The sequence below is a fragment of the Bosea sp. OAE506 genome (assembly GCF_040546595.1).
In the GTDB taxonomy this organism is placed as follows: domain Bacteria; phylum Pseudomonadota; class Alphaproteobacteria; order Rhizobiales; family Beijerinckiaceae; genus Allobosea.
This window is the reverse complement of sequence record NZ_JBEPOB010000001.1, coordinates 1,477,166-1,500,971: the sequence shown is the minus strand read 5'-3', so window position 1 is coordinate 1,500,971 and position 23,806 is coordinate 1,477,166. Positions and strand designations below refer to the sequence as shown.

Below are 23,806 nucleotides of genomic sequence, written 5' to 3'. Positions count from 1 at the left end.
TCTGGAGCCGTGCTCACTGCAGCCGCCGCGATCCGCGCGACGGCTTGGCGTTCAGCCCCGCATCCTCCTCGAAAAGCTCGGCGAGCTTCTCGGTCATGACGCCGCCAAGCTCTTCCGCGTCGACGATGGTGACGGCGCGGCGGTAGTAACGGGTGACGTCGTGTCCGATGCCGATGGCGATCAGCTCGACCGGCGAGCGCGTCTCGATTTCGGCGATGATGTGCCGCAGATGCCGCTCGAGATAGTTGCCGGAATTCACCGACAGCGTCGAATCGTCGACCGGCGCGCCATCCGAGATCACCATCAGGATCTTGCGCTGCTCGGGCCGCGCAAGCAGGCGCTTATGCGCCCAGTCCAGCGCCTCGCCGTCGATGTTCTCCTTGAGCAGCCCCTCGCGCATCATCAGCCCGAGATTCTTGCGCGCCCGGCGCCAGGGCGCATCGGCCGCCTTGTAGATGATGTGCCGGAGATCGTTCAGGCGGCCGGGGCTGGCCGGCTTGCCCGATTGCAGCCAGCTCTCGCGCGAGAGCCCGCCCTTCCAGGCCCGCGTGGTGAAGCCGAGCAGCTCGACCTTGACGCCGCAGCGCTCCAGCGTCCGCGCCAGGATGTCGGCGCAGGTCGCCGCGACCGTGATCGGACGCCCGCGCATCGAGCCGGAATTGTCGATCAGCAGCGTCACCACCGTGTCGCGGAAATTGACGTCCGATTCCTGCCGGAAGGAGAGCGGCTGGTAGGGGTCGATGATGATGCGCGGCAGGCGTGCCGGATCGAGCGCGCCCTCCTCCAGGTCGAACTGCCAGGAGCGGTTCTGCTGCGCCATCAGCCGCCGCTGCAGCCGATTTGCAAGTCTCGCAACAACACCCTGCAAATGCGCCAGCTGCTTGTCGAGATAGGCCCGCAGCCGCGTCAGCTCCTCGGCGTCGCAGAGGTCCTCGGCGGTGACGATCTCGTCGAACTTCTGGGTGTAGGGCTTGTAGTCGGTCTGCGGTCGGTCGTTGGACTTGCTCTCGCGCGGGCGCGGCGCCTCGCCGGCCTCGTCGGCCTCGGAGTTCTCGTCCTCCTCGTCCCAGTCTCCCGAGGGCGCGTCGGAGGCTTCTGTCGCCCCCTCCTGCAGTTCCTCGGTGGCGTCGTCCGAGACCTCGACCTCGGAGCGCTCGCCGGCGCTTTCCTGCTCGGCTTCGCCGTCCTGCTGCTGCTGCTCGTCGGAGGACTGGTCCTTGTTGTCCTCGTCCTCTTCCGAGTCCTCGCCCTGCGCCGTCTGCTCGGCCATGTCGAGCGAGGCCAGCATGTCGCGCACGGTGCGGGCGAAGGCACGCTGGTCCTCGACCGCCTTCGACAGCCGGTCGAGATCGGCGCCGGCCTTGGCCTCGATCTGCTCGCGCCAGAGATCGACCAGCTTCTCGGCCGCCTTGGGCGGCTTCAGGCCGGTCAGCCGCTCGCGAACCATCAGGGCGAGCGCATCCTCGAGCGCGGGCGTCGGCGCGGTCGGTGATCTCCTCATAGCGGCCGCCACGGTGGTAGCGGTCCTCCAGCATCGCGGTGATGTTGCCGGCCATGCCGGCCATCCGCCGCGAGCCGACGCATTCGACGCGCGCCTGCTCGACCGCATCGAACACGGCACGCGCCGCATCGCCTTCCGGCGCGGCGCGGCGATGCACGCTGGCGTCGTGGCAGGCCAGGCGCAGCGCCATCGAATCGGAATGGCCGCGCAGGATCGCGACGTCCTGCGCCGTCAGCTTGCGGGGCGGCTCGGGCAGCCGGGCGCGGTCGCCGACGAGAGAGGGTTTGTCGGCCGCGAAGACGATCTCCATCTCCGGCTTGCGGGCGATCGCCTTCATCGTCGAGGAGATGGCCCGCTTCAGCGGCTCCGCTGGCGCTTCCTTGGTCGTGCCGGGCTTGCGATTGGAAAGGGTCATAGCGCCTTCGCGAAATGGTGGATCCGGTGACCCGCGACGGGATAGTCCTCCATCACGCCGCAGGGCTTGTAGCCGAGCTTGGGATAGAACTGCGGCGCCTGGATGCTCATCGTACTCAGATAGACGCCCCGCGCGCCATGCTCGCGCGCGGCCGTCTCAGCCAGCGCAACCAGCGCCTCGCCATGGCCGGCGCCGCGATGGGCCTCGTCGATCCAGAGCAGGTCGACATGAAGCCATTCCCACTTCAGCTCGCCGATCAGCCCGCCGACGATCGTTCCGGCCTCGTCGCGCAGGCTGAGCGCCAGCGGCTCGCTGTTGCGCGGCCCGACCCGGGCCGCGTTATAGGCACTCAAGCCCGCGACCACGGCCTCCCTCGTCGCCGCGACATCGGTCTCGCGCTGGAGGGTCGCCATGGCGGGGACGACCGTCAGCTCAGGACCACGTTCGCCGCGCTCTCCGGCAACTCCTTGCCGAAGGAGCGCTGGTAGAACTCGGCCACCAGCGTGCGCTCCATCTCGTCGCACTTGTTCAGGAAGGTGACGCGGAAGGCGAAGCCGACATCGCCGAAGATCGCGGCGTTCTCGGCCCAGGTGATGACCGTGCGCGGGCTCATCACGGTCGAGAGGTCGCCGTTCATGAAGGCGTTGCGGGTCAGGTCGGCGACGCGGACCATCTTGTCGATCGTCGCCCTGCCCTCGGGGCTGCCCTGGAAGTGCTTCGACTTCGCCAGCACGATCGCGACCTCGTTGTCATGCGGCAGGTAGTTCAGCGTGGTCACGATCGACCAGCGGTCCATCTGACCCTGGTTGATCTGCTGCGTGCCGTGATAGAGGCCCGAGGTATCGCCGAGGCCCACCGTGTTGGCGGTGGCGAAGAGCCGGAAGGCGGGGTGGGGACGGATGACGCGCTTCTGGTCGAGCAGCGTCAGCTTGCCGGACTGCTCGAGCACGCGCTGGATCACGAACATCACGTCCGGGCGGCCGGCGTCGTACTCGTCGAAGACGAGCGCAATGTTGTTCTGCAGCGCCCAGGGCAGGATGCCGTCCTGGAACTCGGTGATCTGCTTGCCTTCCTTCAGCACGATCGCGTCCTTGCCGACGAGATCGAGGCGGGAGACGTGGCTGTCGAGGTTGACGCGCACGCAGGGCCAGTTCAGGCGGGCCGCGACCTGCTCGATATGGGTCGACTTGCCGGTGCCGTGATAGCCCGAAATCATCACGCGCCGATTATGGGCAAAGCCCGCCAGAATCGCGATCGTGGTGTCGTGGTCGAACCGGTAGTCCGGGTCGAGATCGGGCACATGCGCCTCGGTCGTCGAATAGGCCGGCACCTCCAGATCCGAATCGATCCCGAAGGTCTGGCGCACCGACAGCTTCATGTCGGGCAGGCCGGCGGCAGTCGTCGTTGTCATCATCAAGTCTCCGGGCGTGGGAGCGTGGCCGGGGAAGACCGGTTGTCCCGACGCCGACCGAGGAGGGAGGCAATGCCTCCTAATTAGAGGCAAAGCCCTGGACCGGCAATTCGCAAAGCGCCGGGTCGGCACTTCGCGGCAGGCATGCCGGGCTTGGCAAGAGACGTGCCGCCGGCGGGTCGTTAGCCGCGGGCCCGCGCCGCCAGGAGACGGGTCAGGAGGCCGCCCACCCGCTCCGCGCCGCCGAGATCGATGGAGAGCCGGAGGTCAGAAACCTGCGCCAGCCCCGCCGCGACCGCGGCCGCCAGATCGGCCGGACGGGCCGGCTCGGGGCCCGAGAGCCTCAGGCAGCGCGCCAATCCGGCCTTTTCCATCGCCTCGGCGCGAACCGCCTGCTCCGTCTCGGCCCCCTCGTCGAAGGGCACGACGATTGCCGGCCGGCCCGCGGCGACGAGGTCGAGCACGGTGTTGTACCCGGCCTGGCTGATCGACAGCGCCGCGCGCGCCAGCAGAACCGGGAAATCCGCTCGCACGCGCTCGACCGTGACGTTGGGCGAGGCCGATTGCCGCAGTGCATCGAAATCGCTCTCCGCGACGCCCCTGCCGACGAGGATGCGCCAGTGACGCGAGGCGTCGCCCAGCCGCGCCGCATCGAGGCAGAGCCGAAACAGCGGCAGTGCCGCCGCCGAGCCACCGCCCGAGACGATGACCTCACCCGCGCCCTCCCCGCCGGCCAGCGCGGACGCCGGCACCGACGGCGGCGCCAGATAGCCTGTATAGTGCAGCCGCTGTGCGAGGGCGGCCGAAACCGGCCAGGAGGCCTCCAGCGGCAGGAACTCCCGGTCGCCATGGACGAGGACGCCGTCGAACAGGCAGGACAGACGCTGTTCAGCCTCCGCGATCCGGTCCGGGCGCGGCGTCACCAGCACGTCGCGCACCGAGGCCAGCACCAGCGCTGACGGATTGGCGGCCTTCGCCGCGGTGATCAGCGTCAGGAATTCCTCCGCCAGCTGCCGGCGACCGAAGGGGAAATGCTCGGTCACGACGACATCGGGCTTCAGCGTCGTCGCCAGGGCGGCGAGCATGGCCCGGCGCCGCGCCAGCCGGCTGGCCTCGACCGGGGCGCCCGCTTCGTCCATCAGATTGCGGAAATCCAGCCCCTCGACCTTGACCGGGGGCAGCTGCACGAAGGCGAAGGCCTCGCCCGCCATGTCGCGCAGCGGCATCCCGCCGCTCGCCAGCGTCACGGCGAACCCTGCTTCGGTCAGGGCCCGCGCCAGTTGCGCCGCCCGCACCAGATGGCCGCTTCCGAGCAGATGCGTCACCGCGATCAGGACGCGCGCTGGCACCGCCCCGACGCTCACGGCGCGAGCCCCGCCGAGGCGCGCAGCCGTGCCGCGATCCCGTCCAGCCCCGCCGCAGCCGAGAAGGCGCCCGTCAGCCGGGCCAGCGCCGCCTCGCCGAGCGCGCCCCGCCGCTCCGGCGCCTCCGCAAGGGCAGCAAGCGCTTGTGACAGGGCCGCGACATCGCCGGGCAGCACCAGCAGCCCCTCGACGCCATCGCGCACGAACTCCGGAATCCCGGCGAAATCGGTCGCGACGATCGGCAGGGCCTGGCTCGCCGCCTCCATCACCACATTGGGCAGCCCGTCGCGGTCGCCGTCACCAGCTTTGCGCGAAGGCAGCACGAAGAGATCCGCCTCGCGCAGCGCGGCGATGACATCGCCCTGCGCCTTCGGGCCCGCCCAGGTCACGCGCTCTCCGAGCCCCAGCGCTATGGCCTGCGCCTGCAGCGCCTTGAGCTTCTCGCCGCCGCCGATATGCGTCAGCCGCCAGTGCAGCCCGGCCGGCAGCCGCGCCAGCGCCGCCAGCAGATCGTCAAAACCCTTCTTCTCCACCGCCCGGCCGATGGTGACGATGCGAACCGGGTCGGCAGGGTCGCTCCCGTCGCGCAGCGGGCGTGCCGGGGGCGGCGGAAAGCGGCCGAGATCGAGCCCGTGATAGACCAGCGCGACCTTGTCGGGACGGTCGGCCAGGCGCTGCAGTTCGCGGTGGCCGTCCTGCGTGCAGGTCACGCCCCAGGCGGCATCCGCGATCTTCTCCGATTTCTCCCAGTCCGGCGTCGTCCAGATGTCCTTGGCATGACGCCGAGAACGACCAGCCGAGGCCGCGCAGCAGGGCGGCGTAACGGATTACCGAGGCCGGCGTGTGCAGGTAATGGACGTGAAGATGCGCGGTCGCCGCCGGCAGCTCACGCGCCATCACACAGGCCTGGCCGAAGCGGCGCAGACGGTTGCGCGTGCGATCACGGGCGAGGTCGCGCAGGAAGACCGGCAGCAGCCGCAGCAGACCGGGCCGCATCAGCGCGCTCAAGACGCCGCGCAGCACCCGCCCGGGCTCCTCATGCAGATACTCCGGCAGATAGTGTACCGGCACGCTGATCTGGTCGTGCATCAGGTGGCGTGCGGCATCGGTCGGGCGCCGCAGCGACCAGATCGCGAAGGGCAGGCCGCGCTGCTGCAGGCCGAGCAGTTCCTGCGCGATGAAGGTCTCCGACAGGCGCGGATAGCCCTTCATCGCGATCGCGATGACCGGCTCCGTCATCGCCGGCCGATCAGCATGAAGCGGGTGTAGTTCTTCGTCGGCAGCGCCCCGGCGAAGAGCGTCTCGGAGAGGCCGGCCTGCGCCTGGAACGCCTCAAGCGAGGGCACGCAGCTGCGATGGTCAGGCTCGCGCACGTAATCGTTGGACTGGAGCAGCAGCGGCAGCCCGCGTGGCAAGGTCGAAAGCCAGCCCGGCACATCGGCCAGATGCTCGCAGCTCGTGTTGATCACCAGGCCGGGCTTCGGCTCCTGGGCGGCGAAATCCAGCGCCATCATGTCAGCCGTCAGGCTCCGGAAGCGCCCCTCGGCGAGATGGCGGCGGTTCAGCCGCTCGGCGACGGGTCCGCAGGCCGGGTCGAGATCGACGCTGACGACGGCGGGAATGGACAGCCTGTTGTCGTCGAGCAGCAGTGCACCGAGCACGCCGTACCAGGCCCCGAGCACCCAGACCGGGCCGTCTGGCCGCGGCAGAACCTCTGCCAGCGCATCGACGAGCCAGCGCTTCGAGCCAATCTGCTTGTGATTGAAGGCGATCCAGAGATCGGGCGGCATTCCGTCCGCGACGAGCCGGGCGAGATCGCCCACGACGCGGTTGCCGGTCAGGGCTGCGACGCCGCGCAGAATGTCATAGAAGGCGTCGGGCGGCGCGTCGGACGTCATGTCGTTTCAAGAACGGGGATCGAAGGTGGCGGGACCATATGCAAGCGCGGGCCCAAAGGCCAGCGAAGCCGACCCGGACCCGGACGCCCTCGCCGGAACGCGACTGCCCCATCTCGCCAGCCCCGCGGCGGCACTGCGGCAGGTGCTGGCGGCTCATGCGGTGCGCCACTGCCCCCATATCGTCGAGATCGGCGGCGCCGGCCTGCCGATCACCGGTTTCCTGACTCACCGGCCGACCAGCGTCACCGTCATCGACCCGAAGATTCCAGCCCATGAGGCGGACATGCTGGACGGCGCGCCCTGCCGCCTGCGCCATATCGCCGCCAAGCTGCAGGAGGTCGAGCTTGAGCCGGCTTCGCCCTACGGGCTGGTGCTGCTCGGCCTCTCGCTCAAGCCGTTCGGACGCCGCGCCGCGACGCCGCCGGAACTGCTCGCCCTGGCCGCTGGCGCCGCCGTTCTCGTGATCGATTACGCGCTCGACCTCGAACGGGCGCAGGGGCAGATCGGCGCCCTGACCGCGACACGCACGGACGCGCCCGCGATCGACCTCTCGCTGACGATCCATGACGAGGCGCTGCGCGCCGCCGGCTTCGACCGCAGGCGCTTCCTGGTCTACGGCGACGCCTGACGGGCGCGGCCGCTGGCGACTCAGGCGCCTGCGTCCTCGGGGGGCGCGGTTTTCTTCGGCACAGCCTTGCGTCGCGGCTTGCGGGCGATCGGCGCCGCGGTCTCCTCGCGCTCTTCCGGAGCAGGAGCCGTCGTCTGCCCCGGCGCCGTCGCGGCGGCCTCCAGCACGGCCAGCCCGCCGGTCGCAGCCGGCACATCGACCACTTCGGGAACGATCTCGGGCGCCTCGTCGAAGACGGGGGGAGCCGTCACCCGATCGTCGCGCTCGTCGGCCAGCTCCGGCGCGCTGGCGAAACCGATCGCGTTGATCGGCTTCTCGCGCCCGCGGATGGTGATCTTGAGCGCTGTCGTGCCGCGATAACTGCGTCCGCTGGCGCGGATCGTGTCCTCCGAGACGAGAATGTCGGCGAGCACGCGGCGCGTCGCCAGTTCGAGCTGGGCGGCCACCGCCACCGTCTCGCCGACGGTGATGTCGCGCCGGCCCATGCTCTCGTTCTCGACGGCCCCGGTGATCGCCTGGCCGCTATGGATACCGATGCCGATCCGCAGCGGCAGGGGCAGCGCCGCGCCGAACTCGCGGTTCAGCGCCTCGACCGCCCGCACGATGTCGCCGGCTGCCGCGATCGCGGTCTGGGCGCTGCGGGCGGGCGTTCCCTCCAGCCCGAACACGGCCATGAAGCCGTCGCCATAGAAAGCGTCGATGCGCCCGCCATGGGCCGAGATCGCCTGCGCCATCTCGTCGAAGAAGCGGTTCAGAAGGCCGATCAGCTCCTGCGGCAGCTGCCGGGCCGACAGGGCCGAGAAGGCCCGCAGATCCGCGACCACGACGGTCAGGCCGCGCTTGCCGATGCTGGTATCGGGCTCGATCTGGCCCGGCGTCGTCGCGCTCAGCCGCGAGGCCAGCAGGATCTGCACCTGCACATCGTCGCGCGGGCGGATCTGGCAGGCGAGGCGCACACGCTCGGGTGCCGAGATCCGGCGCAGCAGCTTGGCCTCGTTGACACCCGGCGGCGGCAGCGCGTCGCCGCCGTCGAGCACCAGCACGCGGCAGGTGGCGCAGCGCGCCCGCCCGCCGCAAAGCGCCGCATGGGGAATGCCGAAGCGCCGGAACATCTCCAGCACCGTCAGGCCGGGCGTCAGCTTGCGCACGCCATGACCGACGAAACGCACGGTGATCTGCCGCGTCGTCCGCACCCGGATCTCGCGGATCGCCACGAAGGCGACGAAGCAGCCGACCAGCCCGTAGAACACGCCCTTCGCCCAGGTGACGTTCTGGTTGAACATCACGATCTGCGCGTCCGAAGCGACCTCCGGCGGCATCACCATCTGGTCGGCCTCGCGCCCCCCGACGGCAAAGCCGATCAGGGCAAGGATCGGAATCAGGATCGCGAGCAGCAGGAACGGATCGCGCCAGCGCTGATAACCGTCGCGCGAGCGCAGGGTGAAATGCAGGCCGATGATGCCGTGGACCCAGACCAGCAGCAGCAGGATGGTCTGCGACGCGGCCAGCCCAGGCCAGAGGCGGCGCAGCACCGCGCGGTAACTCTCGTCGAGATGGAAAAAGCTCCCCATCACCCGCGTGCCGACGATGTGGTCGATCAGGAAAAGCGGGATCGCGAGCCCGAGCGCGATCTGCAGCATCTCGCGCGCCGGCATCTTGAAGGTGCGCCGCTGCGCCACCCGCACCAGGGCGAAGAAGGGGTGGACGATCAGTGACCCGTAGAGCGCGACGGTACCCGCCCAGGAATGCCAGAGCCAGTAGCGCCACTCCTGCGCCTGCTCCATCGCCGCGACGCCGGCGATGCCCGCGGCGTGGTTGAGGAAATGCGTGGCCGCGAAGAACAGCAGGATCATGCCGGAGGCGAAGCGGATGTCGCGGCTCCAGGACGAAACCTGCTCAATGCCCATGCCGCCGCGCGGCGCCGCCGCTTGCTGAAGGCTCATGGGGAAATCCGGATCGTCAATGCACCTTCTCCGCATGGAGCGTCCGGTCGGCCAGCCGGTACAGCCGCGAGGCCAGGTCGCGCGTCAGGGCGAGGCTGAAATCGGGGATCGTCTCCAGCAGCTCGAAGAAGAGGTCCTTGGGCAGGCGGAGCGCGACGACGGCCGTCCTCGCCGTGACGGCGCCGACATAGCTGCGTCCCGAGAGCAGCGGCACGTCGCCGACCAGACTGCCCGTATGGAGCGGCAGCCGCGGCCCGTCCCCGTTCGCACCGCCGTGGGAAATCTCGAGATCGCCCTGCAGGACGACGAAGACGCCCTCCGGAGTCTCGCCCTCGGAAATGATCTGCGTCCCCGGCTCGAAGTGCAGCTTCTCGCCCATCAGCGCGACCAGCTTCAAGCGCGGCAGGGGCAGGCTGCGAAACAGCGGCACCTGACGCAGGCAGGAGATATCCGCTTCGAGGGTCATGACCGCGCCTCCATTGCCTCGATGCCGCTCCGCTGGCGCGACGGAGGCGGCGGAGCCGCCTCGTCCTCCTCGCCGGTGCCGCTTTCCAGCGTCGCCGAGGGGCCATTGAAGACGATCCTGAGGGGGATGTCACCGACGAGATGGTCATCCCGGACGAGAAGGAACAGGGTCATGCCGGTACAATGCTCGCGCAGCCGGGCGATGACGGCGTCTGGCTCGGCGGTCGTGGCGAGGAAGGCACCGAGATCCAGGATCGCGATCTGCGGCGCCTTGATCAGCGCTTGCGCCAGGGGCACGGCGAGCTTGAGCCGGGTCGGCAGGAAGCGTCCGCGGATGCCGCAATCGGTGTTGAGCCCGATCCGGTAGAGATCCCCGTCGAGGCCGGCGCGGGCCAGCGCCTTGCGCACGATCATCGCGACCTTCTTGCGCGCATCGGCGACGCCGTGGCCGATGCGGCCGAACATCAGGTTGTCGCGCAGGCTCGCCCCGAGCATCACCTTGTCGGGATCGTAGAAATCGACATCCTCCGCCCCATCGGCGGGGAGATGGTTCTTGAAGCTCGCCCGCGCCCGCAGGATCCGCTGGCGCAGCCGGTCGTCGAGGAGGTTGAGCCGGTGCTTGGGCTCGATGTAGCCCAGCGCCAGCGCCACCAGGTCACGCTCGGCCACGGCATCGAGCGGGCTGCGCATGTCATGCTTGTCGAGCAGCGCCGCGAGCTCGCCCATCCGGTCGAAATCCAGCCCCGAACCGAAGGAGTAGCGCTCGAACAGCGCATGGCCGTGCGGCAGCCCGGCGAAGATCTCGGCCACCGTGCTCGCGATGCGCGAGCCGACCTCGACCAGCGGCTCGACCAGCGACTCCGCCTTCAGGATCGCATGGGCATAGGGCTCGAACAGCAGGGTCTCGTTGGCGAAGCGCGGGCTCATCCGCGCACCGAAGATCAGGTTCTCGGCGATCGTGGCGTTGTCATTGTAGCTCTCGGGGTCGAAGGGCGTGATCAGCCCGGTGAGCTTGCTGCGGGCGAGCTCCTCGGCCACCGCCCAGCGCGCATCGACGATCTGGGCCTTGGCCTCGGCACGCAGCCCGGCCGTAACCTTGCCGTCGAGGCCGAGCTCGTAGACGTCCTCGGCGCAGCCGAACACATCGAGCACCGCCCTCACCCGCTGCGCCAGCTCCGCCTCGTCGGCGACGCCCGCGCCCTCGTAATCCGTCCAGTCGGCCTCGAAGGGCAGCGGCGTGTTGCCCGACCGCAGCGATTCCACGAAGCGCCGGTGCTCGCTCGCCGAGAGCCGGCCCTGCGGACGGATGTCCGGGCGGCGCCGCTTCAGCGGCAGCAGGATGTTGTCGCGGATCGTGCCGGCGATGATCTCGGTCTCGTTGCCGGCATAGCCGATCAGATGGCTCGCGCGCTCGACCGACATGCGCGCCAGCGGGCTGCCGTCGATCATCACCCGGCCGGAATAGTTCATCGCCTGCCGCCCGAGGATGCGGCCGAGCACCTCGAGCCCGCCGCCGGCCGGGCCGACCAGGGCCACGACGCCGGGGCGCGCGATGCGCGCCGACAGCGGCGTCAGCAGGGGCTGGCCGCGATTGTCCAGCATCTGCACCCCGTCGAGCCGGATCTCGCCCGCCTCCGGCAGGCGCGCGACCCCGCCCTCCTCGTCGAGCTGGACGCGGTCCTCGGTGTTGAACTGGGCGATGACCTGCTCGTATTTGATCGTGACGTCGTTGCGCTGCTGGTCCCAGTCGATCAGCTCCTTGATCGGCGGCGGCAGGTCGCGATAGGCGGCGATGACGGCGACGAGCTGGCCGATATCGAGCCGCCCCTGCAGGGCGAAGAAACCGCCGATCGCATAGAAGAAGAACGGCGTGATCTGGGCGAGCAGGTTGTTCAGGAACTTGACCGCGAATTTGCGCTTGTAGAGCGCGTAGCGGATGTCGAAGAGGCGCCCCAGCCGGCCGGCGATGTCCGACTGCACATAGGTCGTCGCGCCATGGCCCTGGATCGTCGGCCCGGCATCGACGATCTCGCCGATGCGCCCGGCGAGCTGGCGCGAGGCGATCTGCCGTTCACGGCCCAGGCGCAGCTGCTCGCGCCGCAGGATCGGGACGATGATCGCCTGCGCCAGCACGATCACGAGCGCGATCGAGCCCAGCCAGAGGCTCTGCACCATGATGAAGGTCAGCGCCGTCAGCGCCTGCGTCAGCAGGAAGACCGGCTGGATGAAGGCGTCGCCGACGAAGCCGCCGATCGGCTCGACCTCGTCCTTGATCATGCTGGCGACCTCGGCCGGCTTCACCGCCCGGATGTCCTCGGGGCGGAAGCGCATGAGCTGGCTGAACAGATCGTAGCGCATCCGGCGCAGCATGCGCTCGCCGAGGATGCCCTTGCGCAGGTTGATGACGTATTTGAACGCGCCGTTGACCAGCACCAGGAACAGGAAATAGCCGCTCAGGCCCAGCAGCAGGCCGAGCTGCCCGACCTGGAATCCCTCGAACAGCTTGAAGCTCGCCCCGCCGAGGAAGGAGGGCAGGTGCAGGGTGAAATCGAGCAGGGTCGCTGTGGTCTTGCCGTCCTTGAAGGCATTGCCCTGGATCGCATCGTTGACGATGCGCTTGGGCACGTCGAAGGACGCCCAGTAGAACGGGATCGAAGCGAGGATGATGAGCAGGACGATGATCTGTTCGCCGCGGCTCTTCTCCCAGACATATCGGAAGAGGCTGGTCTCCAACGGGAATCCTCGCCGGCGCGCCGAAACCGGGCGCCCGTGTCCTGACCTTCGAGCATCCATATGTGTGCCAGCCGCGACGCGAGCGCAATGCGCCGGCTTTCACGCAGCCGTCATGGCGGGGCGACATTGTCCGGCGCGGTGTCGCAGCCGGTCGAAACCCGTTGGCAAACCGGCACTTTCCGCGTCTAGTGGCGTTGTGCTGAGGAAATGGGGGCGACGCTCCGGCGAAGGCGGCTGATGGATATCCTTCGGATCAGCGATCTGCGTATCGGCTTCACCGTTCACGGCCTCGCACGCGATGTCGTCAAAGGTGTCAGCCTGCGCGTGCCCGCCGGCCGCACCGTCGCTCTTGTCGGCGAGTCGGGCTCCGGCAAATCGGTGATCTCCCAGGCGATCATGGGCCTGCTGCCGCGCGCCGGCGGCGTGACCGGCGGCGAGATCCTGTTTCGCGACCCCCTGTCTCCAGAAAGCATCATCGACATCGCCGCCCTGCCGGCCGAGGGCAAGGCGATCCGCGCCCTGCGCGGCGGGCGCATCGGCATGATCTTCCAGGAGCCGATGTCGTCGCTCTCGCCGGTCCATACGATCGGCAACCAGATCGAGGAGGCGCTGCTCCTGCACCGCCCCATGACGAAGGCGGAGGCCCGCGGCCTGATCGAGGCGATGCTCGGCCGCGTCGGCTTCAAGGACCCGGTGCGCGCCTACGGACTCTATCCGTTCGAACTCTCGGGCGGGCTGCGCCAGCGCGCCATGCTCGCCATGGCGCTGATCTGCCAGCCGGCGCTGCTGATCGCCGACGAGCCGACGACGGCGCTCGACGTCACCATCCAGGCCCAGGTTCTCGACCTGATGCGCGATCTCCAGGCCGAGATGGGCATGGCGATCCTGCTGATCACCCATGACCTCGGCGTCGTCGCCAACATGGCCGACGAGGTGGTGGTGATCTATCACGGCGAGATCATGGAGAGCGGCCCGGTCGAGGACATCTTCCGCCGGCCGCGCCACCCCTACCTCAAGGCCCTTCTCAAGGCCTCGCCGCATTTCGACATGGCGGAGGGCGAACGCCTCGTGGCGTTGCGCGAGGCGAGACCCCGCCCGCCCGCCGCACCGCGCACCGCTCCGCAGGCCGGCGCCGAGGCCAGCCCGCTCCTGAGCGTGCGCGGCCTGCGCAAGGCCTACACCACCGGCTCGCGCAGCTTCTTCGGCAAGGGCACGCAGCAGACGGTGCTGGCGGTCGACGATGTCGGCTTCGACATCCGGCGGGGAGAATGCCTCGGCCTTGTCGGCGAGAGCGGCTGCGGCAAGACCACGGTCAGCAAGATCGTCATGCGCGCCGTCACACCCGATGCGGGCTCCATCGTCTTCGACGACGGCCGGACCAAGGTCGACGTGCTCGGCCTCGAAGGCGAGGCGCTGCGCGCCTTCCGGCCCCGGGTCCAGATGATCTTCCAGGACCCCGTCTCCTCGCTTTCCCCTCGCATGACCGTGTCGAACATCCTGCGCGAGCCGCTGGTGGTCCATGGCAAGGGCAGCTCCGGCGAACAGGCCGAGCGGGTGAGGACGCTGATGGAGGATGTCGGGCTCGATGTCCGTTTCCTCAACCGCTACCCACACTCCTTCTCCGGCGGCCAGCGCCAGCGCATCGGCATCGCGCGCGCGCTCGCCCTAGATCCCGACCTGATCATCTGCGACGAGCCGGTCTCGGCGCTCGACGTCTCGGTCCAGGCGCAGATCCTCAACCTGCTCAAGGATCTCCAGGCCGAGCGCGGGCTTACTTTCCTGTTCATCTCGCACAACCTCGCCGTGGTGAACTACATGGCCGACCGCATCGCCGTGATGGCCAATGGCCGCATCGTCGAGATCGCGCCGCGCCACGCGCTCTTCAGCCGTCCGGTCCATCCCTACACCAGGGCGTTGCTGCGCTCGGTCCCCTTCGCCGATCTCGACCGCAAGCTCGATTTCAAGCTGGCCGCACCCGGCGGCGCTTCCGATTCCAGCCATTGGGACCGGGTCTTCCGGCATGATCCCGAAGGCCAGGCCCTGACCCATCTGCCGCTCGGGGACGGCCATTTCGTGCTGGCCCGCCCGGGCGCCGAACTGCGGGAGATGGCGCTGATGAAACCGCTGCGCCCGACGCGCCGCCAGGCGCTGCTGCTGGGATCGGCCGCCGCAGCCGCGACCGGACTGCCGCGCCTCGCCCCCGCCGCGAGCGCTCGGCCCGAGCAGTTGATCGACAGCCCGTTCCTCGAAAAACGCGTCGCCGCCGGCGCGCTGCCGCCAGTGGCGCAGCGGGTGCCGGCCTCGCCCCGCGTGGTCGCCCTGACCGGCGAGGACAGGGCGCCCGGCCGCCATGGCGGCACGATGCGCATGCTCATGGGCGATCAGCGCGACATCCGCATGATGACGCTCTATGGCTATACGCGGCTGGTCGGCTACGACGAGAATCTCGAGATCGCGCCCGATGTGCTCGAGAGCTTCGAGGTCGAGGGCGGCCGCATCTTCACCCTGCGGCTGCGCCCCGGCCATCGCTGGTCCAACGGGGCGCCCTTCACCGCCGAGGATTTCCGCTACTGGTGGGTGCATGTCGCCAACAACAAGCGGCTCTCGCCCGGCGGCCCGCCCCAGGCACTGCTGGCGGACGGCGAGCCACCGGTCTTCGAGGTGCTGAGCGAGACGGAAATCCGCTACAGCTGGTCGAAGCCCAACCCGATCTTCCTGCCGGCGCTGGCCGGGGCGCAGCCGACCTATATCTGCATGCCGTCCGGCTATCTGCGGCAGTTCCACATCGACCATGCCGATCCGGTGACGCTGCAATCGCGTGTCCGGCAGGCGCGCGTCCGGGACTGGGGCGCCCTGCACGAGCGGCTCTCGCGCATGTACCGGCCCGAGAACCCCGACCTGCCGACGCTCGACCCCTGGCGCAACATCACGCCGCTGCCGGCCGAGCAGTTCACCTTCGAGCGCAACCCCTATTTCCACCGCATCGACGAGAATGGCCGGCAGCTGCCCTATGTCGACGAGGTCACGCTGACCGTCGGCACGCATTCCCTGGTGCCTGCCAAGGCAGCGGCCGGCGAGGCCGATCTGCAGGCCCGCTATCTGCGCTTCGACAACTACACCTTCCTCAAGGACGCCTCGAAGCGGATGAATTTCGACGTCCGCCTCTGGACCCGCGCCGAGGGCTCCTACTTCGCCCTCATGCCGAACCTGAACGCCATCGACCCGGTCTGGCGCGACCTCAACCGCGACCTGCGCTACCGCAAGGCCCTGTCGGTGGCGATCAACCGCAAGGACATCAACCAGGTCATCTTCTTCGGCCTCGCCAAGGAGAGCGGCAACACCGCGCTGCCCGAGAGCCCGCTCTACGATGCCGGCCAGGCGAAGCTGTGGATGCAGCACGACCCCGCCTTGGCCGACCGGCTGCTCGACGGGGCCGGCCTGGACAAGCGCGCTGCCGACGGCATCCGCCTGTTGCCCGACGGGCGGAGGCTCGAATTCACCATCGAGACCGCCGGCGAGAGCACCGAGGAGACCGATATCCTCGACCTGATCAAGCAGGATCTCTACGCCGTCGGCATCAAGATCTATCCCCGCTCGACCCAGCGCGACGTTTTCCGCCGCCGCATCGTCGCGGGACAGACGATCATGTCCGCCTGGGCCGGCATGGATAACGGCCTCGTCGCCGCGGACATGGAGCCGGACGCGCTCGCCCCCACCAGCGCCGCCCAGTTCAACTGGCCGCGCTGGGGCCAGTTTCACGAGACCGGCGGCCGCGAAGGCGAGGCACCGGACTTGGCCGAGGCGCAGGAACTCGTCGCGCTCTACGGCCAGTGGCGCGGCAGCGCCACCCAGGCCGAGCGCCGGCAGATCTGGCGGCGCATGCTGCAGATCAATGCCGAGCAGCTCTTCGCCATCGGCGTTGTCAACGGCACGCTGCAGCCCGTCGTCGTCTCGCGCGACCTGAAGAACGTTCCGCAGAAGGGGCTCTACAGCTTCGAACCCGGCGCCTTCTTCGGCCGCTACATGCCCGACACCTTCTGGTTCGACACCCGCAAGACCGTCGGCCTCGACAGGGCCAGGGGCTGAAACCGTGCTGCTGAAATACATTCTCAAGCGCATCCTGGTGATGATCCCGACGCTGCTCGTCACCAGCGCGCTGATCTTCACGGTCATCAACCTGCCGGAAGGGGACTATTTCGAAACGCTGGCCGCCGAGATGCAGGCGCAGGGCGAGAAGGCCGACCTGTCCCGCATCGAGTTCCTCAAGAAGGAGTACGGCTTCGACAAGCCGGTGGCCGAGCGCTACGTCTGGTGGGTGGTGGGCCTGCTCCAGGGCGACATGGGCTACTCCTTCGAGTACCAGCGCCCGGTACGGGAGATCGTCGGCGACCGGCTCTTGCTGACGATGATCGTCTCCTTCGTTACGATCATCTTCACCTGGGTCGTCGCCTTCCCGATCGGCATCTATTCGGCCACGCATCAGTACAGCTGGGGCGATTACGGGCTGACCTTCATGGGCCTGATCGGGCTTGCCGTGCCGCATTTCCTGCTGGCGCTGGTGTTCATGTACGCCGCCAATGTCTGGTTCGGCACCTCGATCGGCGGCCTCGTCGACCCGCAATATCTCAACCAGCCGATGAGCTGGGCCAAGGCCGCCTCGGTGCTGGAGCACCTCTGGATTCCGGTCATCATCATCGGCGCCGGCGGCACTGCCGGCATGATCCGCTCGGTGCGCGCCAATCTGCTCGACGAGCTGCAGAAGCAGTATTACGTCACCGCCCGCGCCAAGGGCCTCCCGCCCGGCAAGGCGCTGCGCAAATACCCGCTGCGCATGTCGCTCAACTTCTTCGTCTCCGATATCGGCGACATCCTGCCCTCGATCGTCTCCGGCGCCGAGATCGTCGCCATCGTGCTCTCCCTGCAGACGACCGGCCCGCTGCTGATCCGCGCTTTGCAGAGCCAGGACATGTATCTTGCCGGCTCGTTCCTGATGTTCCTCTCCTTCCTGACCGTGATCGGCGTGCTGATCTCGGACATTGCGCTGGCGATCCTCGATCCGCGGATCCGCCTGCAGGGAGCGGCGACCAAGTGAGCTCGGCGTCCCTGACAACCGCTTCGACGAAGACGCTGCCGCCCGACGGCGCGCCGCTGCCGCATACGGCCTCGACCGCGCCGTTCGAGCCCAATGCCGTCGAGGTGATGACGCCCGAGCAGGAGCGCGTCTATCTCGCCTCGCAATCGCAGCTGATGTGGTGGAAGTTCCGCCGCCACAAGCTGGCGCTGATCTCCGGCGTCGTCATCCTGGCGATCTATGCGATGGCGGCTTTCGCCGAGTTCCTGGCGCCCTACCACTACACCACGCGCAACACCGACTTCATCCGCGCGCCGCGCCAGGAGGTGCATCTGTTCCATGAGGGGCGCTTCGTCGGCCCCTTCGTCTATCCCTATACACAGCGCCTCAACATGGAGAACCTGAAGCGCGAATACGATGTCGACCGCAGCAGGCCGCAGCCATTGCGCTTCTTCTGCCGCGGTGAGGACTATGTCTTCTGGGGGCTGATCCCCGGCAATCTGCATCTGGTCTGCCCGGCCGAGGGCGGGACCCTGTTCCTGCTCGGCTCCGACCGGCTCGGGCGGGACGTGCTCTCCCGCATTCTCTATGGCGGGCGCATCTCGCTCTCGATCGGCCTGCTCGGGGTCTTCGTCTCCTTCGTGCTGGGCGTCATCATCGGCGGCATCGCCGGCTATTACGGCGGCAAGGTCGATCTCGTCGTCCAGCGCCTGATCGAGATCGTCCAGTCGCTGCCGCATATCCCGCTCTGGCTGGCGCTGGCGGCGATCATGCCGCCGTCCTGGAGCCCGCTGCTGGTCTATTTCGGCATTACGGTGATCCTCGGCCTGATGGACTGGACCGGGCTGGCGCGCGCCGTGCGCTCGAAGCTGCTCTCGCTGCGCGAGGAGGACTACGTCGTCGCCGCCCAGCTCATGGGGGCGAAGCCCGCCCGCATCATCGGCCTGCATCTCGTCCCGGGCTTCATGAGCCATCTCATCGCCTCGGCGACGATCACCATCCCCAAGACGATCCTCGGCGAAACCGCGCTGAGCTTCCTGGGGCTGGGCCTGCGGCCCCCGATCACGAGCTGGGGCGTCATGCTCAACGAGGCGCAGAACATCAATGTCGTGGCGCTGTATCCCTGGCTGCTTTATCCGGTCGTCCCTGTCATCCTCATCATCCTCGCCTTCAACTTTCTGGGCGACGGCCTGCGCGACGCGGCCGACCCATATCGCTGAACGGCTCCAGGCCCACCTACCAATAAAACCCGGTGCGTATCGCCTTCCACACCCCGCTGAACCTCTATGACGACGGTCGCATCTCGGGCGACCGGCGCATGGCGCGCCAGCTCGTCGCGGCGCTGGAGGGACTCGGGCATAGCGTGACGCCGGGCATCGGCGCGCGCGACTTCATGCCGACGCCCGAACCCGGGCGGCTTGCGGCCCATCAGGCCGCTGCAGACCGGCGCGCTGAGGCACTGCTCGCGCAATGGCAGGCCGATGGTGCCGCCCCCGATCTCTGGTTCACCTATCACAACTATTACAAGGCGCCGGACCTGCTCGGCCCCGCCATCACGCAGCGGCTCGGCATTCCCTACGTCGTGGCCGAGGCCAGCGATGCAGAGCGCCGCGCCAGCGGCGACTGGGCTGCCCACACCCGCCTCGTCCGCGAGGGACTGGCGGCAGCCGACCTGCACTTCCATTTCACCGAGCGCGATCGCCTCGGCCTCGAGCGCTGGCGTTCGGATCGCACCGCGCTGATGGAGCTGCCGCCCTTCATCGCCTTCGCAGCAGAGCCGCCGCGTCGCGCCGGTGCCGACGCCTCTATACCCCGGCTCGTCACCGTCGCGATGATGCGCGAGGGCACCAAGGAGAACAGCTATCGCGTGCTGGCACGGGTGCTCTCGCCTCTCCTCGACCGGCCCTGGACGCTCACCGTGATCGGCGACGGACGGCGCCGGGCCGAGGTCGAGGCGGCCTTTGCCGGATTTCCCGAAGGGCGCATCGCCTGGCGCGGCGCGATTCCGCATGACCAGGTCGTCGCGGAGATGGCGGCCCACGATCTCTTCGTCTGGCCGGGCGTGCGCGAGGCCTATGGGCTGGTCTATCTGGAGGCACAGGCGGTGGGCCTGCCGATCGTTGCCTTCGACAGCGGCGGCGTCTCGGCCACGGTACGCGCAGGCGAAACCGCCCTGCTGGTGCCGGAGGGCGACGAGGCGGCGTTCGCTCGCAGCCTCGCAGGGCTGCTCGACGAGGCAGAGCGACGCGCTTCGATGGGCGCAGCCGCCCGCCGCTTCGCCCTGGAAGAACGCAGCCCCGCTGGTGCGGCGGCGATTCTCGCACGGGGGCTGGCGGTCGCCGTCGCCAACCGCGCCGCGCGCCGGGCGCGGCCCGCCATGGAGCCCACGCCGTGACGACGCCTCTCTCGGACCTCTGGGGCGACCTTCAGGCGGAGCTCGACCGCTGGGGCACCATCGGAGGGCGCATCCGTCTCTGGTTGCGCGACGACGATGCCATCGCCGACAGCCCGGCTCTCGACGCGCTGTCGGCGCTCGCCGAGCGGCACGGGCTGCCCGTCCTGCTCGCCGTCATCCCCATGCTGGCTGAACCATCGCTCGGCCAGGCGCTGCGGCGGATGCCGCTTCTGCTGCCCTGCCAGCACGGGACCTGGCATCGCAACCACGCGAAGCCGCCCGCGAAGAAGGCGGAGTTCGGGCCCTCCCGCAGCGCGCCGGACCTCGACGCCGAGATCGCGACAGCCTGGCGGCGCCTCGGAGAGGTGCTGGAGGCCGCGCCGCTGCCGGTCTTCGTGCCACCCTGGAACCGCATCGACCCCGCTCATGCCGCAAGGCTGCCGGGGCTCGGCTTCGCCGGGCTCTCCTGCTTCCGCGGCTACCGGCTCGGCCCCGAAGGCGGCCCGCGCCTCGCCAACACCCAGCTCGACATCATGGATTGGACCAGCCGGACCGGCCGCCGCCACGCGGATCTGGTCGAGGAGACCTGCCGCCTGCTCGCCGCGCACCGTCTCGGCGGCGAGCGCGACATCGCCTTCGGAGTGCTGCTCCACCACCGCGATCATGACGATACGGCCTGGGCCTTCCTCCAGGCCTTCCTCGCCGCGGCGCTGGTCCATCCCGCCGTCCTGCCGGGCGATCCCCGACAGATCTTTGAGCTCCCCCTCTCCACGACGGCGCCCGACCGCCGGACCGCGGAACCATCGCCCCAACCGAACGTTGAGCGCCCATGAAAAAATCGATTGCCGTCGCCGCCGCCCTTTCCGGCGCCCTCGCCCTTGGCGCCTGCAGCACCTCGCCGAGGCCACAGCCCGCTGGCATGCCGCAGAGCACGCCCTCCAAGCGCATCGCCATTATCGGCAGTGAAGTCGTCCTGCCCGATGGCACGCGCGCGCCGATGGACGCCACCGGCGGCTTCCTGCTCCCGAATGGCGAGCGCGTCCTGCGCGACGCCCGCGGTGCCCTCGTCCTCCCCAACGGAAACCGCTGCCTGCCCGACGGGCAGGGCTATGCCTGCCCTTGAGGACAATTCGGGCGGCGACCAGCCGGCTGCGGACTTGGAGACGTTCCAACCTCGCGCTATAAGCGGGGTTGCGTATTCTCAGGTGCGTTCGTCCTCGGCACGAGGTCGTCTGACCTATCTGCGGGGGGCGACGCGGATATGCCTTTCAACGTCGTCGACCTTTCGGGCGCCGAGCGGACACCGCGTAGCTCTCATGCGCCGCGGGTTCTGATCTACAGCCACGACACCTTCGGCCTCGGCCATATCCGCCGCTGCCGCGCGATCGCGAACTCGCTGGTTGCGAGCTATCCTCATATATCAGTGATCATCGTCTCCGGCTCCTCGGTGATCTCGAGCTTCCAGTTCGGCGACGGCGTCGACTATGTCCGCATCCCCGGCGTCGAGAAGCAGACGGACGGGCGCTATGGCCCGCATCATCTCAATCTCGATCTCAACGACACGATCCGGCTGCGGACCGACATCATCAAGCAGGTCGTCCTCTCCTTCGATCCCGACGTCGTCATTGTCGACAAGGAGCCGATCGGCCTGCGCGGCGAGCTGGTGCCGGCGCTCGACATCCTGCGCCGCCGCGGCGCACGCATCGTCCTCGGCCTGCGCGACGTGCTCGACGAGCCGGCCAAGCTTCACGAGGAATGGCGGCAGAGTGGGGCACTCGATGCGCTCGGGCAGATCTATGACGACATCTTCGTCTATGGCCTGGAGAGCATCTACCAGCCGCTGGCAGGCCTGCCGAACCAGCATCTCTTCGAGCACAAGATCCGCTACACCGGCTATCTCAAGCGGGCCGTCCCCAGCCCGATGCCGCCGACGCGCTATCCCCGCATCACCAAGGGGCCCTTCATCCTGGTAACGCCGGGCGGCGGGGGCGACGGCGCCGGCGTGATCGACTGGGTGATCTCCGCCTATGAGGCTGATCCGACGATCGAACTGCCCTCTCTGATCGTCTTCGGCCCCTTCATGTCGCGCGAGCGCCGCAAGGACTTCGCCGAGCGGATCGCCCGCATCCCGAAGTTGGAGAGTCTCGGCTTCGAGCCGCGCCTCGAACTGCTGATGAACCGGGCCCACTGCGTCGTCGCGATGGGCGGCTACAACACCTTCTGCGAGGTGCTCTCCTTCGACAAGCCGGCGCTGATCGTCCCGCGCGTCAGGCCGCGCCTCGAACAGGCGATCCGGGCCGAGCGGGCCGACCAGCTGCGGCTGATCGACGTGCTGCACGATCCGCAGGAGAGCGGCGAGGGGCAGCGCGACCCGCTGATGATGGCGCGCGCGCTCCACGCCCTGCCGCGCCGCATGCCGCCCTCGCAGGCCTTCGTGCCGAACCTGCTGGACGGGCTGCCGACGATCAGCCGCGCCCTGGCGGACGACCTCTCGCTTCCCGTACGCAATCGCGCGCCGGCCCAGAGCAGCGTCGCCAAGAGCTGAAGCACAAAAAGCCGAGCTGAGCTGCGGGAGACCGAAAGGCCCCTTGAGGATGTGCCGCCCATGGGCTGAGGGCATGCCCGGCCTGCCCCCGGCCAAGCCCGCGGCGATGGACAAGGCAGAATAAACTTCTCAATATATCAGCGGCTGCAATAGGGGCCTGCGATCGCAGGGCCTTGACGGAGGAGATGCCCGCCATGGCGCCGCTGCTGTTCAAGAACTTCGCCCTCCTCGAGCCCGATTTCGGCGAGGTGCGCGCCGGCTACGAGCTGCTGGTCGAGGGCGAAACGATCCGCGAACTCTCCGACAAGCCGATCACCTCGAAAACGGCCGATGTCATCGATTGCGGCGGTCGCACGCTGATGCCGGGGCTGATCGACAGCCACGTCCATGTCTTCCTCACCGAGGTCGTGATCCGGTCGCTGGAGAGCATGCCGCTGACGCTGATGACGGCACGCGCCATCGGCCTGATGAAGGGCATGATCGACCGCGGCTTCACCACTGTCCGCGACACCGGTGGCGCAGACTGGGGTATCAAGGAAGCGGTCGACAAGGGCCATGTCGCGGCGCCGCGCCTCTTCATCGCTGGCCAGGCGATCGGCCCGACCGGCGGCCACAGCGACCCGCGCCGGCGCACCGATTTCGGTTCGCGCTGCAACTGCTGCAACGCCATGGCCTATACGATGAACGTCTCCGACGGCGTGTCTTCCGTGCGCAAATCGGTGCGCGAACAGATGCGGCTCGGCGCCGACCACATCAAGATCATGATGTCGGGCGGCGTCGCCTCGCCTTACGACCCGCTCGACTCGCTCCAGTTCAGCCTCGACGAGGTCCGCACCGCCGTCGAGGAAGCCGCCGCCTTCGGCCGTTATGTCTGTGCCCATGCCTATACGCCCGAGGCCATCACCCGCGCCGCAAATTGCGGCGTGCGCGCCATCGAGCACGGCAACCTGATCGACGACGCCTCGGCGAAACTGATGGCGGAGAAGGGCATGTTCCTCACCGCCAACCTCGTCGCCTATTATGCGATGAAGGAGCGCGCCGCGGAATTCGGCATGGATGGCGACATGCTCGCCAAGAACGACCTCGTTATCGACGGCGGCCTGCGCTCGCTGGAAATCTGCAAGCGCGCCGGCGTGCCCGTCGCCTATGGCTCGGACCTGCTCGGCGAGCTCCAGGTCGATCAGTCTCGCGAGTTCCTGCTGCGCCGCGAGGTGCTCTCGCCGATCGAGATCATCCGTTCCGCCACCACCGTCGGAGCCCAGCTGCTGCGCATGGAAGGCAAGCTTGGCACGCTGCGTGCTGGGGCTTATGCGGATATGATCCTGGTTGACGGCAACCCGCTCGAAGACCTGGCCCTCCTGCAGGACCAGGGCGCGCGGCTGCCGGTCATCATGAAGGGCGGCGCGTTCCATAAGAACACGCTGCAGTGAGAGCAGT

At 68.7% G+C, this 23,806-nt stretch carries 16 protein-coding genes and 3 pseudogenes; 10 read left to right on the top strand and 9 right to left on the bottom strand.

Annotated elements, in window-relative coordinates; translation table 11 throughout:
• Nucleotides 1-13: 13 nt before the first annotated feature.
• From cobT to ABIE41_RS07245, 6 genes and pseudogenes are all read right to left on the bottom strand, one after another.
• Nucleotides 14-1,916 (bottom strand): annotated as a pseudogene (gene cobT / locus ABIE41_RS07270) (cobaltochelatase subunit CobT).
• Nucleotides 1,913-2,329: a GNAT family N-acetyltransferase gene (locus ABIE41_RS07265; RefSeq protein WP_192644270.1), complete on the bottom strand. Its 417-nt coding sequence runs from the start codon at nt 2,327-2,329 to the stop codon at nt 1,913-1,915. Before ABIE41_RS07265 ends, cobT begins: the two are co-directional and overlap by 4 nt.
• 14 nt (nt 2,330-2,343) lie before the next feature.
• Complete coding sequence (gene cobS, locus ABIE41_RS07260; RefSeq protein WP_192644271.1) at nt 2,344-3,330, bottom strand: cobaltochelatase subunit CobS; 987 nt, start codon at nt 3,328-3,330, stop codon at nt 2,344-2,346.
• A 179-nt stretch (nt 3,331-3,509) separates the two neighbouring features.
• Complete coding sequence (locus tag ABIE41_RS07255) at nt 3,510-4,676, bottom strand: glycosyltransferase family protein (protein WP_192644272.1); 1,167 nt, start codon at nt 4,674-4,676, stop codon at nt 3,510-3,512.
• Nucleotides 4,677-4,687: 11 nt separating this feature from the next.
• Nucleotides 4,688-5,930, bottom strand: a pseudogene (locus ABIE41_RS07250) (glycosyltransferase).
• Nucleotides 5,927-6,589 (bottom strand): class I SAM-dependent methyltransferase, encoded by a 663-nt coding sequence (locus tag ABIE41_RS07245; protein ID WP_192644274.1) that lies wholly within the window; start codon nt 6,587-6,589, stop codon nt 5,927-5,929. Before ABIE41_RS07245 ends, ABIE41_RS07250 begins: the two are co-directional and overlap by 4 nt.
• Before the next feature lie 25 nt (nt 6,590-6,614).
• Here ABIE41_RS07245 and ABIE41_RS07240 point away from each other — a divergent pair, with 25 nt between their 5' ends.
• Nucleotides 6,615-7,217, top strand: a complete 603-nt coding sequence (locus ABIE41_RS07240; protein WP_192644275.1) for a hypothetical protein — start codon at nt 6,615-6,617, stop codon at nt 7,215-7,217.
• A 20-nt stretch (nt 7,218-7,237) separates the two neighbouring features.
• On the opposite strand, the gene ABIE41_RS07235 is transcribed toward ABIE41_RS07240, so the two are convergent.
• Genes ABIE41_RS07235 through ABIE41_RS07225 form a run of 3 tightly spaced genes read right to left on the bottom strand, consistent with a single transcriptional unit; the run spans nt 7,238 to nt 12,358 of the window.
• Nucleotides 7,238-9,160 (bottom strand): adenylate/guanylate cyclase domain-containing protein, encoded by a 1,923-nt coding sequence (locus ABIE41_RS07235; protein ID WP_192644276.1) that lies wholly within the window; start codon nt 9,158-9,160, stop codon nt 7,238-7,240.
• Between the two features lie 16 nt (nt 9,161-9,176).
• A complete protein-coding gene (locus tag ABIE41_RS07230) occupies nt 9,177-9,626 on the bottom strand; it encodes a cyclic nucleotide-binding domain-containing protein (protein ID WP_192644277.1) in 450 nt (149 codons plus the stop codon).
• A complete protein-coding gene (locus ABIE41_RS07225; RefSeq protein ID WP_192644278.1) occupies nt 9,623-12,358 on the bottom strand; it encodes an ABC transporter transmembrane domain-containing protein in 2,736 nt (911 codons plus the stop codon). The genes ABIE41_RS07230 and ABIE41_RS07225 overlap by 4 nt, the downstream gene beginning before the upstream one ends.
• A 237-nt stretch (nt 12,359-12,595) precedes the next feature.
• Here ABIE41_RS07225 and ABIE41_RS24260 point away from each other — a divergent pair.
• From ABIE41_RS24260 to ABIE41_RS07185, 9 genes and pseudogenes are all read left to right on the top strand, one after another.
• Nucleotides 12,596-14,467, top strand: a pseudogene (locus tag ABIE41_RS24260) (ABC transporter ATP-binding protein); the annotation flags it as partial.
• A 6-nt stretch (nt 14,468-14,473) separates the two neighbouring features.
• Nucleotides 14,474-16,444, top strand: coding sequence for an ABC transporter substrate-binding protein (locus ABIE41_RS24255; RefSeq protein WP_192644280.1), 1,971 nt, complete (start codon nt 14,474-14,476; stop codon nt 16,442-16,444).
• A 7-nt stretch (nt 16,445-16,451) separates the two neighbouring features.
• A complete protein-coding gene (locus tag ABIE41_RS07215; RefSeq protein ID WP_192644341.1) occupies nt 16,452-17,450 on the top strand; it encodes an ABC transporter permease in 999 nt (332 codons plus the stop codon).
• Nucleotides 17,451-17,557: 107 nt separating this feature from the next.
• Entirely contained in the window at nt 17,558-18,649 is a 1,092-nt protein-coding gene (locus ABIE41_RS07210) for an ABC transporter permease (protein ID WP_192644342.1), read from the top strand.
• Nucleotides 18,650-18,681: 32 nt separating this feature from the next.
• A complete protein-coding gene (locus ABIE41_RS07205) occupies nt 18,682-19,824 on the top strand; it encodes a glycosyltransferase family 4 protein (protein ID WP_192644281.1) in 1,143 nt (380 codons plus the stop codon).
• The gene (locus ABIE41_RS07200; RefSeq protein ID WP_192644282.1) at nt 19,821-20,657 is read left to right on the top strand and encodes a polysaccharide deacetylase family protein; all 837 of its coding nucleotides are present in this window, start codon (nt 19,821-19,823) and stop codon (nt 20,655-20,657) included. The genes ABIE41_RS07205 and ABIE41_RS07200 overlap by 4 nt, the downstream gene beginning before the upstream one ends.
• Nucleotides 20,654-20,947: a hypothetical protein gene (locus ABIE41_RS07195; RefSeq protein ID WP_192644283.1), complete on the top strand. Its 294-nt coding sequence runs from the start codon at nt 20,654-20,656 to the stop codon at nt 20,945-20,947. Before ABIE41_RS07200 ends, ABIE41_RS07195 begins: the two co-directional genes overlap by 4 nt.
• A 138-nt stretch (nt 20,948-21,085) precedes the next feature.
• Complete coding sequence (locus ABIE41_RS07190) at nt 21,086-22,369, top strand: glycosyltransferase family protein (RefSeq protein WP_192644284.1); 1,284 nt, start codon at nt 21,086-21,088, stop codon at nt 22,367-22,369.
• Nucleotides 22,370-22,563: 194 nt separating this feature from the next.
• Complete coding sequence (locus tag ABIE41_RS07185; protein WP_192644285.1) at nt 22,564-23,799, top strand: metal-dependent hydrolase family protein; 1,236 nt, start codon at nt 22,564-22,566, stop codon at nt 23,797-23,799.
• Nucleotides 23,800-23,806: the final 7 nt, after the last annotated feature.